At 45.1% G+C, this 12,254-nt stretch carries 13 protein-coding genes; 7 read left to right on the top strand and 6 right to left on the bottom strand.

The window, feature by feature from the left end; translation table 11 throughout:
- Nucleotide 1 precedes the first annotated feature (1 nt).
- Entirely contained in the window at nucleotides 2-1,381 is a 1,380-nt protein-coding gene (locus R8G66_11910; protein MDW3193066.1) for a hypothetical protein, read from the bottom strand.
- Nucleotides 1,382-1,446: 65 nt separating this feature from the next.
- Nucleotides 1,447-1,881, bottom strand: a complete 435-nt coding sequence (locus tag R8G66_11905) for a MarR family transcriptional regulator (GenBank protein ID MDW3193065.1) — start codon at nucleotides 1,879-1,881, stop codon at nucleotides 1,447-1,449.
- Nucleotides 1,882-2,066: 185 nt separating this feature from the next.
- On the opposite strand from R8G66_11905, the gene R8G66_11900 reads away from it, so the two are divergent.
- A complete protein-coding gene (locus tag R8G66_11900) occupies nucleotides 2,067-2,852 on the top strand; it encodes a helix-turn-helix domain-containing protein (protein MDW3193064.1) in 786 nt (261 codons plus the stop codon).
- 9 nt (nucleotides 2,853-2,861) lie between these two features.
- Here the strand turns inward: R8G66_11900 and ygiD are convergent, their stop codons facing one another.
- Nucleotides 2,862-3,683 (bottom strand): 4,5-DOPA dioxygenase extradiol, encoded by an 822-nt coding sequence (gene ygiD, locus R8G66_11895; GenBank protein MDW3193063.1) that lies wholly within the window; start codon nucleotides 3,681-3,683, stop codon nucleotides 2,862-2,864.
- A 154-nt stretch (nucleotides 3,684-3,837) separates the two neighbouring features.
- Here ygiD and R8G66_11890 point away from each other — a divergent pair, with 154 nt between their 5' ends.
- The 6 genes from R8G66_11890 to R8G66_11865 all read left to right on the top strand — a co-directional run bounded on the left by R8G66_11890 (nucleotide 3,838) and on the right by R8G66_11865 (nucleotide 10,048).
- Nucleotides 3,838-4,278, top strand: a complete 441-nt coding sequence (locus R8G66_11890; GenBank protein ID MDW3193062.1) for a DUF6265 family protein — start codon at nucleotides 3,838-3,840, stop codon at nucleotides 4,276-4,278.
- A gap of 137 nt (nucleotides 4,279-4,415) precedes the next feature.
- Nucleotides 4,416-4,712 carry a hypothetical protein gene (locus R8G66_11885; protein ID MDW3193061.1) on the top strand — a complete coding sequence of 99 codons (297 nt, stop codon included), beginning with the start codon at nucleotides 4,416-4,418 and terminating at the stop codon, nucleotides 4,710-4,712.
- A complete protein-coding gene (locus R8G66_11880) occupies nucleotides 4,681-5,379 on the top strand; it encodes a WD40 repeat domain-containing protein (GenBank protein ID MDW3193060.1) in 699 nt (232 codons plus the stop codon). Before R8G66_11885 ends, R8G66_11880 begins: the two co-directional genes overlap by 32 nt.
- A complete protein-coding gene (locus tag R8G66_11875; protein MDW3193059.1) occupies nucleotides 5,380-5,676 on the top strand; it encodes a hypothetical protein in 297 nt (98 codons plus the stop codon).
- Nucleotides 5,677-5,957: 281 nt separating this feature from the next.
- Nucleotides 5,958-8,465 (top strand): M14 family zinc carboxypeptidase, encoded by a 2,508-nt coding sequence (locus R8G66_11870; GenBank protein ID MDW3193058.1) that lies wholly within the window; start codon nucleotides 5,958-5,960, stop codon nucleotides 8,463-8,465.
- A gap of 125 nt (nucleotides 8,466-8,590) precedes the next feature.
- On the top strand, nucleotides 8,591-10,048 hold the full coding sequence (locus R8G66_11865; GenBank protein MDW3193057.1) for an amidohydrolase: 1,458 nt from the start codon (nucleotides 8,591-8,593) through the stop codon (nucleotides 10,046-10,048).
- A gap of 122 nt (nucleotides 10,049-10,170) precedes the next feature.
- Here R8G66_11865 and R8G66_11860 read toward each other — a convergent pair whose 3' ends face one another.
- Genes R8G66_11860 through R8G66_11850 form a run of 3 tightly spaced genes read right to left on the bottom strand, consistent with a single transcriptional unit; the run spans nucleotide 10,171 to nucleotide 12,126 of the window.
- Nucleotides 10,171-10,974, bottom strand: a complete 804-nt coding sequence (locus R8G66_11860; protein ID MDW3193056.1) for a hypothetical protein — start codon at nucleotides 10,972-10,974, stop codon at nucleotides 10,171-10,173.
- Complete coding sequence (locus R8G66_11855; GenBank protein MDW3193055.1) at nucleotides 10,938-11,480, bottom strand: DUF2911 domain-containing protein; 543 nt, start codon at nucleotides 11,478-11,480, stop codon at nucleotides 10,938-10,940. The genes R8G66_11860 and R8G66_11855 overlap by 37 nt, the downstream gene beginning before the upstream one ends.
- A 10-nt stretch (nucleotides 11,481-11,490) precedes the next feature.
- Nucleotides 11,491-12,126, bottom strand: a complete 636-nt coding sequence (locus R8G66_11850) for a hypothetical protein (protein MDW3193054.1) — start codon at nucleotides 12,124-12,126, stop codon at nucleotides 11,491-11,493.
- Nucleotides 12,127-12,254: the final 128 nt, after the last annotated feature.

Below are 12,254 nucleotides of genomic sequence, written 5' to 3'. Positions count from 1 at the left end.
ATTATTTAGCATCAAACCAAAAGGGAACATTCGCTACTTCTATCCATTTGCTAGTCTTCACCGAATCTTTCTCGGAGATCAGCTGCGTTTCCAATTTGAGCATGTTTTTACCATGAAGAAAGGTGGAGGTTTCCAGCATGGCCAGAATACCTTTTTGATCTTTTTGAGGGTGGTAGTGGAAAAATGCATCCAATTCATGGTAGACAGAATCATTTATAGAGACACGATAATACGCAAGCATACAATCCAACATTTGACGTTCCACAGCTCCATCTGATACTTCGCTGTTCAGGTTGACTGATCCATCATCCATCGCGATATTCAGGGTAGAGTTCCATCCATCATTTCTAGGAGATTCGAATTCCGGACAAACCGCCTGTATTTCGCTGTTTTCCTGTGGATTTGATCGAATCCATACGGGCATGAAACTCCCCGCAATGGTCCTGGATTCAATACTAAGTACGCCAACGTAACTATCCTCATCACGTCTGTCGTCGTAGTAGTTGTTGGATAAGAAGGTCTTGTCATCTTCGTTGCTGAAGTATTGAAACTGATCAAATTCCAACGTGATGCTAAAGATCCATAATGACATAGCGATGAGGTATGCTAATCGGATCCGATTTTTCGAAAACTTGGTGATCAGGTAATAATAGATAGATCGGCTAATCCCCGAAAAGGTGATGAACCCATAAAACCGGTAAATGGGGTAGTAGACCTTCGAAAACCATTTGATCTTTTTAATGAAACCTAGCGTGAAGTAATCGATCAAATAGATCAAACCCGTCAGGAGAATGGTCGGTATTAAAGAAAACCCGAGAACAGTGCTCAGAGTTTCCAGTTCGAAAGTACCCAGCCAATTCAGGAAGAAAGCTACGATGCCAAGAAAAAGCAGGTACATCCCAAAAGCGATCAACATGGAGATGACCAGAAACGAAAACGCGAATATCACACTACACAGCTGGTCCAGCATCATCACCAGATCATCCAGACTTCTTACTTTTTGTTTGAGTTTTTCGGTGAAGTATTCGCTGTAGTTCAGTGAGGCAAAGTCTATACTCGGCTGGACGGACCGTAAGCCTATGGCACCAATCCAGAAACCTCTTAGCATCAGGTGAAGCACCAGAAAAAGCGTTAGCGCCTTGATCGATACGCCCACAAGACCCAGAAACATGTAGGTAAAGGCGTTGATATCACCATTGACATTGTAGTAGTACACAAGGCCGTCGAAAAACTCCTTGTAGGCGATATTGGCTTGTATCAGCAAGAAAATGGTGAACGCAGATACGAGCAGCTCCAGCTGCCAGCTTTCACGCTCCAGTTTTTTCAGCCACTGAGCTACCTGATTTTCTTTCCCAGTTTCATTGTCCGACAGTCCGATCATAGGCGAGGCAAGACGAGTTTGGTTTACCTAAGATATGTCGAACGGTGATTTTTAGCAACCAGCGATCAATTGTTGTAGTTTTGAAATACCTGATCCACGATGCGTACCAGGGTCTGATGGTCTTCGTCGGTCAGTTCATTCCATCCTTGTTCTCGCAGTTCATCTACCAGCGGTTGCATTTGCGTCACCAGTTGGTGACCTTTTTCCGTAAGGGTGATTTTTCGGGCCCTTTTATCGCCTTTCACTTCCTCCCGGATGGTATACCCTTTGGTACCCAGCAAGTCCAGGATCCGCGAGATCGTGGGAGCATCCTTAAAACTATATTCGGCCAGGTCATTTTGTGATTGTCCGTTGTTCAAATAGAGACTTTCCAGAATCACCCATTGTTCGGGGGTTATATCAAAACCTGCCGATTTGAATGATTGCGAGTAGCTCAGCTTAATGATCCGAGTGGTTCGTTCCAGCAAATAACCAATACGCTTCGGGTCGTGATTTTCCATAACCGTAAACATACATCCAAATCGGTAGATAGCGCATCTTTTGGCGCCTCACTTCCTGCCCAATGTGTCCCGCTTACTACCCTCCTCGCGGGTAGCCAGGCTTCAGGCCCCGCCATCTTACGCTTCGTGCATGCCTTATCCTGGCTTTACCCTCAGGCATTCGGTGCCTTCACTTATCTTTCCATGTGCAATATTTCCAACAAGAAGCAACTGGCGAGTTGGCCAACTGGGTCAAGTGGTTTTGGATGGTAGAGAGTGACTCCACCGAATTCATGGAGCAGAAGATCATCCCGGATGGTTACCCGGAAGTCATTTTTCACTATGGCGATCCGTACGAGATCAACATATCCGGACAATGGGTACGACAGGCGCTTGATTTACTGGCAGGACAAGCTACCCGGTTTTTTCACTTAAAGAATACCGGCCCAGTTCGCATGTTTGCGATCAAATTACAACCCTGGACTTTGCACGTGATATTTGGATTACATGCTGTCGATATACAAGATCAGGTGGTACCGCTGCCATTCGACGATTTTTGGTCATCATTGAAACTGATGGCTAGATCGGACCATACCTTTGAGCAGAAGTGCGGAGATAGCAGTACGTTGATCCTGCAACAAAGCTGGGACCATGTGCCAGTCGTTCAACAAGCAATAGAGCGAATATTCGTAGCGAAAGGGATGCTTAATGTTCAGGAACTCACTGAAGCATTGGATATTTCAGAACGGACCCTGGAGCGTCACTTCAAACTACATGTCGGTCTTTCACCCAAGAAATACAGTCGCATCATTCGGCATGCCTATATCTTTCAGGTCGTGAATGAGAAACCGGACAACTGGGCGCAAGTTGCCTACCAGGCAGGGTATTATGATCAAACCCACTTCATCAAAAACTTCCAGGAATTCACCGGAGAAGACCCCTCCAAATACGGTTTTGATGATCCCACTTTTGCCAATTTCTTTCTGAAATGAGGTGGCGACTTACCCGACCTTTAAGGAGGTCATCGAAAGAGACCCAGCTAGCGTAGCCTTATTAAATAGTTGCACGTCTTCATTTTTACTTTGTAAGCCCATGACGTAGAGCAAGGGCAGAAAGTGCTCAGGGGTGGGTACGGCCAGATCCAGGGAACGACCTTGTGCAGCGTAATTCCACAATTTGCTGTGATCCCCATGCATGACACTTTTTTCAATGAGGTCATTGGACTCTTCAGCCCAATCGTATGAAAACTCTTCATCCAGCCGGTCCCATGCAGCCATCCTTAGGTTGTGGACCACATTTCCACTTCCGATGATCAGTACTCCCTTCTTTCTCAGAAAGGATAGCTCTCTGGCCAATTCGTAATGATATTTTGGCGGTTTGGTGTAATCCAAACTCATTTCCACAATGGGAATATTAGCCTTGTGATACATATGCTTAATCACCGACCATGCACCATGGTCAAGTCCCCAATCATGATCGAGTTCAATGAGTGTAGATTGGATTTGTTGTTGCGTATACTTTGCTAACTCGGGACTGCCGGGAGCAGGATACTGTACCTCAAATAGTGCTTTCGGAAATCCACCGAAATCATGAATGGTTTTCGGTTGTTCCATTGTGGTTAGTTTGGTCCCTCTGGTTTCCCAATGGGCGGAAATGCACAGAATGGCTGAAGGTTCATGTATTTCACCGGCCACTTGCCGCCAACCCTGCACAAACTTATTCTCCATGATGGCATTCATGGGATTGCCATGCCCCAGGAACAGAACTGGCATTTTTTTCTGTTCCCCAGAAGGATTGAGATTAGCTAATGCTTTCGAGTTCATCACAGTAGGAATTACATTTATTTTGGAGAAAAGATTCCAGAAAGAAGTCCAATCTAAGAAAGTGCATCTTAATCCCCATTCGCCAATAGGTGTCGGTTTTTTACAATACACCTTCAAAGGCCCATGGTAGGTTCGCTTCCAAAAAAAGACAATCATGAATCTTAAGCAATCACTTTTTTTCATCCTGCTGTCCATTCCTTTTCTTACGGTAGCACAAGTCAACATTGACGTACTCGAAGGTACCTGGCAGGTAGAAGGACGAGCCTCTTATGAAGTGTGGGAAAAGGAGGGAAGCGGCTTAAAAGGCTACGCCTACAAAATGAAGGATGGGCAACAGGTGATTAAAGAAACCCTCAAGATTGTATGGGAGGAAGATGTTGCAGTGTATTATGCCACGGTACCTAATCAGAACCAAGGAGCGGCCACACCGTTTATGCTGAATTCAGCAGAGAAATCAATGCTTTCCTTTGAAAACCCTGCGCACGACTTTCCGGTGAAGATCCGCTATAAGCCTGGATCAGAGACTCGGCTTTTTGTGGAAGTACTGGGAGCTGATGGGAAAGGATTTAGCTATTACATGGACAAAGTTGAGTAGGCGCCTCACAGCAGCCTCTTCATAATAGCCTCTTCAGGAAACTGGAGGGGCTTTTTTGCTTGAATGATTAGAAGTGGGTGAAAAGATTGCTACGTCGTTGTATTTGAAGTAACTTCAATGTTCTTAACAAATGCCACATGCGACTTAAGCGCTTTTTCCTTATTACATGCCTCCTTCCTATCGGACTCATGGGACAAAACAGCCAAAGGATCGATCAGCTGGAAACCACGGAATTAGTCCTGTCTATGTCCCAACGTTCTTTAGTAATGCCGGCCTACCTCACGGAGTTGAAGTCCCTGATCGCGAAACAGGCCTACGAGTATTGGACCAGTCGGGAAGTCGAGCCGTATGTATCGCATTTGAATGTATATGCGGCGCTATATGAAGCCAATATGTACATCGATGTTGGCTTACAATCAGCAACTGGGTCATGACCGCACAGTTACCTCTTTGAAAATGGGTATTGATAAACAATCCTATTACTCCGCCTCATCGGATGGATCGGTATTAAAATGGAACCTCAAAAATCCCAGGGCCCTTCCAGAAGTAGTTTTTGATTCTGATGAGATTGTTCGATCCATTGATATTTCGCCAGATGGCAAATGGATGATGCTTGTTTTTTATCAGACAGGCCTCCAATTGATTTCCCTGGATCCCAATACAGTGGAAGATGTAGTTGCTGTGAGAGATCCAGAGCCCGTGCAAATGGCAGTATTCATGCCCGAAGAGCAGCAATACCTTTCTGTCACAAAAAATCAGCAATTGATCATCAAAGGTTTCAAAGAAGAACCTCGTGAAATCGGACAGACCAGGTCGCAGGTCTTTGCATTGGAGGTTGCTACCAAAGACGGAACCATTTATGCCGGTACCCTGGATGGCGTAATCGAAAGTTGGGAGAATCAGGAATACTTTGGATATGACCTGGGCAGACCAGCCATCACTTGCATGGACATCAGCCCTGATGGTCAATTATTGGCCATCGGCAGGGACAAAGGAGATGTGGTACTGTGGAATATTCTGGAAAGAGAATTGGAACGAATGATCCTAGGGCACTCCAGTACCGTGACAGATATTCAATTCAGCCCGGACGGTAACTTATAATTGACAACCAGTAGGGATAAAACGGCACGCATCTGGGACCTCAATGATTTTCGGAAGTTGCCCATTTTATTGGATGATCACGAGGACTGGGTAATGACCGGTTGTTTTGATCCTACGAGTAGTTTGGTGCTGACCGGAAGCAGAGATAAGTACATACGTACCTGGACCGTTGATCCAAAAGGGATGGCTGAACGATTGTGCGAGCACCTCTCCGGAAACATGACGGCAGCCGAGTGGAAAGAGTTTGTTGGTGAAGAATTGCCTTACGAAGCTTCATGTCCGAACGTTGGCCAATGAAGAGTCCCAGGGGTTTAAGGAAGTTATTTTCCTTTTGCCCTTTCCGGTGTTATCACCAGAAAGCTTCATACTCTATTCATGATTTATCTGTTGGAATTACCTCGGTAATGGTACCCCGAATTTAATGGTAGTAGAGGCCTAAATATTACACCTGACTTACATTGTGACCACTCAAGGAAGTTATTTTCCTTTCTACACTTGGGCCCAGTATCTTGTGATCGAATTGTTGAAGTAGCTGTTTATCGCTCACATCAAAGAAGTCCTTGATATAATATTATACTATGAAGCGTGTCTTGTTTGTATTGCTTAGCCTGTGCTGGTTAAGTCCGGTATTTGCCCAAATTCCTAGTCCTGCGAGTCATTTGGGGTATGAACTTGGAGAAAAGTTCAGTCGTCATCATCAGGTGGTGAGTTACTATCAGAAGCTTGCTGAGATTTCAGAAAATGTGCAATTGATCGAGTATGGACGAACTTACGAAGACCGACCATTGTTACTGGCATTTGTGTCCAGCAAGAAGAATCTCGAAAATCTGGATGCCATTCGAACGGACAACTTGCGAAGGGCAAAATTGGAAGATGGCACCCCTTCCACTACTAAAGGTATCGTTTGGTTGAGCTATAATGTGCATGGTAACGAGTCGGTTTCAACCGAAGCATCCATGCGCACCATTTATGAATTATTGACAAATCGGAAGGAATGGTTGGACGACATGGTTGTGATTATTGATCCCTGTGTCAATCCGGATGGTCGCGATCGCTATGTCAATTTCTACTGGCAATACGGAAATCAGCCGTTCAATCCGGATCCCAATTCCATTGAGCACCAGGAGCCATGGCCAAGAGGACGTGCCAACCACTATCTGTATGACCTCAACCGGGACTGGGCATGGCAGACGCAAATCGAATCGAAACAGCGTATGGTAGTTTACAATCAATGGCTACCGCATGTACACGTGGATTTTCACGAACAAGGAGTAAATAGTCCTTACTATTTCGCGCCAGCTGCGGAACCTTACCACGAACTTATCACCAAGTGGCAACGTGATTTTCAAACGGAGATAGGCTTGAATCATGCGAAGTATTTCGATGAAAATGATTGGTTTTATTTCACGAAACAATATTTCGATCTATTGTATCCAAGCTATGGAGATACCTATCCGACTTATAATGGTTCCATCGGTATGACTTACGAGCAAGGGGGTTCAGGTAGAGCTGGATTAGGCGTGATCAAGCAGGAAGGGGATACGTTGACCTTATTGGATCGAATCGATCGACATCATACGACAGGTATTTCTACGGTTGAAGTGGCATTTAACCAGCGAGAAAAGATGCTTTCTGAATTTGAAGCGTTTTTTGAGACTGGCGTAAGTAGCCCTCCGGGTAAATACAAAACATTCGTACTGAAAACAAACGATGAGGAGAAAAGAGAAGGTATCAAGACCTGGTTAGATAAGCAGGGGATCTCTTACGGTTCTGCTTCTGGTAGAGGCTTGAAAGGATACAACTACCAAACAGGTAAGGACGCTACTTTTTCTATCGGATCCAATGACCTGGTCATCAGTGCCTACCAGCCCAAAAGTGTACTAGCACAAATCTTACTGGAACCACAAACGGCCCTTTCCGATTCATTGACTTATGATATTACCACCTGGAGTTTACCTTATGCCTACGGTGTGGATGGCTATGCCACTACCAGCAAAGTTGATGTAGAGGAACCAAATGCAGTCGAAGCATTCGTAGATAATAAACCGGCTAACAAGGCTTACGCTTACCTGGCCCGTTGGACTCACTTGAATGACGCCAAATTTTTAGGATCGCTGATCCAGCAAAAAGTGAAAGTCAGATTTTCTGCGGAGCCAATTACTTATGAAGGACAGACTTTTGATCGAGGCACACTCATCATCGCCAAAAGAGACAATGGCCAACTCAGGAATTTCGAAAAACTGATCGCAGACATTGCGAATGAACATGCACAGGAATTGTTTCCGATCTCCTCTGGTTTCGCTCAAAAAGGTCCGGATATTGGTTCTAGCGACATACGCTACCTCAAGGCACCTAAAGTGGCCATGGTCGCTGGTGAAGGTACCAGTTCACTTTCTTACGGAGCTACGTGGTATTTCTTCGAACAAGAGTTAGGGTATCCGGTCACCAATCTGCGTTCCGATATCGTGGGCAGAGCTGATCTTTCTGACTATCAGGTACTGGTCATGTCGGACGGTTGGTACAGCAATTTGGAAGGTTCTGACCTGGAGTCGATTAGTAGCTGGGTGCGAGAAGGAGGAAAACTGATCCTCATTCAGGGGGCTTTGGGTAAATTCCGAGATTCAGAATATGCGTCTTTGTCCAGATACACAGATGAGGAGGAGAAAAGTGCATTCAAGAAAATACAGGATAAAATATCTGAAGATAGAAGGCTGCTAAATTATGCCGATCAGGAACGTGATTATATGCAGCAAGCAGTACCTGGAGCAGTGTTCAAAGTGAAAATGGACAATACGCACCCGCTGGCATATGGGTATGGGAAAGAATACTTCTCCCTCAAAACTTCCAGTTCAAGATATGGATTGCTAAGTACAGGTAACGTAGGTTACATCCAGTCTCCGGATGATCATATGAGCGGATTTGCGGGATATTATGTCAAGAAATACGCTGAGAAATCTCTGGTATTGGGAGTTGAAAACAAGGGACGTGGACAGATCGTTTACTTTGTTGATAATCCGTTGTTTAGATCTTTTTGGCACAACGGGAAATTACTGGTGGCCAATGCGATCTTCTTTGTAGGACAATAGCCATCAAGCGATTTTCATTAAATTTAGATTCAGATCAACCGGAGACATTCATTTTGTTAGTATCTGGAAATTGTAAAATTCAACAGCAGAGAATCGAATGAAGGTTTTTCCATAATGACTTAACCATGAATAAATACTTAGTTTCAGCGCTTCTTGTGACACTATTGTGTGTCACGACCTATGGCCAGAAGAAAGGAAAAATTTCGAAGAACAAGCAAGCGGTCATCACCGCGGTTGAAAGCCATTCCAGTGAATTCATTGAGATGAGCGATAAGATATGGAGTTTCGAAGAAGTGGCTTTTGAAGAAGCCAGGTCTTCTGAAGTGCTGATCAATTATGCAGAGTCACAGGGGTTCACCGTAGAAAAAGGTGTCGCGGAACTACCAACAGCATTTGTGGCTACTTATGGTTCCGGGGAACCAGTAATTGGAATATTGGGAGAGTTTGATGCGCTACCAGGATTATCTCAAAAGACCGTTCCTACGAAGGATCCGGTTAATGTTGGTGGTGCCGGGCACGGATGTGGTCACAACTTGTTTGGTGTGGCGAGTCTTGGAGCTGCGGTTACCATCAAAGAGTTGATCGAGCAAGGTAAACTCAAGGGTACGGTCAAGTTTTTTGGGACACCAGCCGAGGAGAAGTTCTTTGGAAAATTGTGGATGGCTCGTGCCGGACTCTTTGATGACCTGGATGTTTGCCTCGATTGGCACCCTTCCGCGTCAACCAAATCAGCGGTTCAGAGCTCCTTGGCGCTGGTTGACTTTGTGGTTGAATTCACTGGTCAGGCTGCTCATGCTTCTTCAGATCCCTGGAATGGAAGGGATGCAAGCGATGCCCTGGAATTGTATACGACTGGCATCAACTATTATCGAGAACACATCAAACCTACAGTTCGCATTCATTACGACATTCAGGACGCGGGTAAGGTGGTTAATGTAGTGCCGGATTATGCTAAGATATGGACCCGGGTACGTGACACCAGACGAGAAGGAATGGAAGTGGTTTGGAAGCAGGTAGAGCGGATTGCCGAAGGTGCGGCGATCATGGCCAATGTCGACTACAAAATATCGTTGGTTTCCGGGGTACATGAGATCCTGGTAAATCGAACCGGGGGCGAAAAGATGCAAAAGAACCTGGAATACCTCGGAGAGATCACTTACACCGACGAAGAAAAGGAATTTGCGTACGGTATTCAAAGAGCAACCGGAAAGCCCGAAGTAGGCATGGATACGGAGATCAGGCCACTGGAAGAAACGCTGGAACACCCTGGAGGAGGCTCCACTGATGTAGGGGATGTGAGTTGGTTAGTACCCGTTATTCGCATGAATGCGACCACTGCCCCGAAAGATACCCCATGGCATTCCTGGGCGGTGGTAGCTTGTGGAGGAATGAGTATCGGCCACAAAGGCATGATCCAGGCTTCCAAAGCGCTGGCCATGACGATGGTAGATGTCTTTGAAAGTGCCGATCTGCGCGAGAAGATCAGAGCGGAATTCCTAAGAAGAAAAGGAGATTATGTCTATAAGCCCATCTTACCTCCCGGACCACCACCAATCCCAAGCTTCATGATGGGTAGTAATTGATTTCAAAGTCTTGTAGGTGATAACACCTGTTGCGTGTTTAAAATCCCCATTTGCAAAGGGGGTGCCTGAAAGGCCGGGGATTATAGCCAAAGTGTGCGTTCCCACACAAGTCCATTTTAACCTCACGGCCGCGTCTCAAACGGAACCCGGATCACCAAATTGACCCAATTGTCAATACTAACAGCCATCATCGTGAAGAAGTATTGCTCATTTTCCATTAACACAGGAGCCGGTGTTACATCATTGATGTTGAGTGCAACATTGGACAGGTCATAGAATTGGAAGTTAGGCTCGAGGGTGTAGGTGCCTGAGATTAGGTTGTCCTGTGCATCACTTACCACCTGAAAGTAAATCACATTTTCGTCGATAGAGCCGTCTTGCCAATTGAATATTGGGCTCAAAAGCTCTGACTGATCAACACGCAATAGGCTTGGGTTAATTTCCGTATTGAGATCCGGTGACTTCAATAAAATAGGATTGGAGTAGTATAAGGTGTCTTGGCTTTCGAAGGTCACGATGCACCAGTGATTTGTAGTGGTGGCATCCCTCGTGAATTTCCTTAAGTGGCCACCGAAAACCGGTGAATCAGACAGCTCTTTCTCCTGGTACAAATTGTGATCATGTGGATCCAGTTCGGCATGTTCAGTTTCGAAGTATCGAAATTGAGCAACTCCTTCCCAGGGAAGAAAAAAGATGGCGACCGAGTCTTCGATTCCAGTAGAAATGGTGTTCAGGTTATTGGCAGCACAAGCAATCAAGTCATTATCAATAGCAAGATTCGTTTGTTGAAAGTAACTGGCCAGTGATCCGGTAGGAGCCGTTTCAATATCCTCCTTACACCCTATAAGGAGAACCGCTATCGTTAAGAAAGATGCAGCCTTGAGAAACACTACTCGAATGGAAGGACGGCACGAGTTCGATCCCACTCAAATACAATCCCTTCAATTCGATCAACATAGATGCTGAATTGCTCTTTCACACCATTAGACATAAATACGGGTGCTTTTACCCGAAGGACATCTGCTTCTGGTTTGTGCGGAGAGGTGCCATCATAATTGATGCCCCAGTCGTAGGTAGCACTGTTGAAGATGATTTCCCACGAATCTGACTCTGGAATAGAGAAGATTGTGTAGTCGCCTTTTGGTAAAGTTTTGCCACCAACTTTGATGTCCTGAGAAGTAGAAAAGACTGTGGCTTCATTGGCACCTGTACGCCATATTTTTCCGAAAGGAACGAGGCTTCCGAAAATCTCGCGATTCTTTTTGCTGGGACTGCTATAAGTAACCTCTATTTTCAAATCGCCCTCTTCAAAAAAGGCTGTCTCTTCAGGGCTAAAAGATTTGGTGTAGGCGATCAATCCCTGATAGGCAATAAGAAGAAGGATAGCCAGCGAAATCAGAAAGGTGATTGTCCGTTTTAAGAATTTATTCATCAGCGCTTCATTAATGACCTTCAGCCGCTTTTTCACCTTCCACCAATATGTCCAGTTCGTGGATCATGGCCTCCAATTTTTCGATCATCTCTGCTTCCGAAAGTGAATTGTTTTCCAGGAGCTCATCAATTTCTTCGTAGATATGGATCTCATACTCCTTTTTCTCACCTTGCGAATACTTTAGGGCATGTTTCACATGATACATCCCATACTTTAAAGCCACGAGCGCGTCTTTGGGGTGATTCTGCTGTAGGAGGATTTCAGAAATTTTCAATTCAGCGATAGTCAGCGCATTTAATGCGTCGGAGAAAGCTTCGTTCAAGTCTTCAGTGACTAAGGAGTCCATTTCCATTTCCGTCCGAACCAATTCCAGTTCCGAGATGGAAAATTCCAGTATCCGTTTACTTTCCTCGTCCAGATCCAGTTCGATCTCTCGAATGGCCTTAATGGCCTGATCTAATTGATCCAGTGATCGCTCATAGGCATGTTCTTTCAGATAGAACTTGCTGTTGTCCAATAATAGGTCCGGTTCAACAGCCTGTTCGGTAAGAAGCGCAGGTTTTGAATCGTCAAGTATTTTGGTGTAAAGAGCAAATCCACCAAAGACCACAATCATGATGATGAAGTATAAAACGCCTTTGTTCATAGAAATAAGCCGGTGTTTTTAAGAAACTCAGAGATTCGAAGATAAAAAAATCTTAGGGAAGAAAGATAAGTTCAGGCTCTTAAAAACAAAAGCGAGGGATATCCTCGCTTAATTGTTGTCTATGATAA

It is taken from the genome of Cytophagales bacterium (assembly GCA_033344775.1).
Classification (GTDB): Bacteria; Bacteroidota; Bacteroidia; order Cytophagales; family Cyclobacteriaceae; genus JAWPMT01.
The sequence above is the reverse complement of the archived record's forward strand: the minus strand, read 5'-3'. Positions and strand labels throughout refer to the sequence as shown.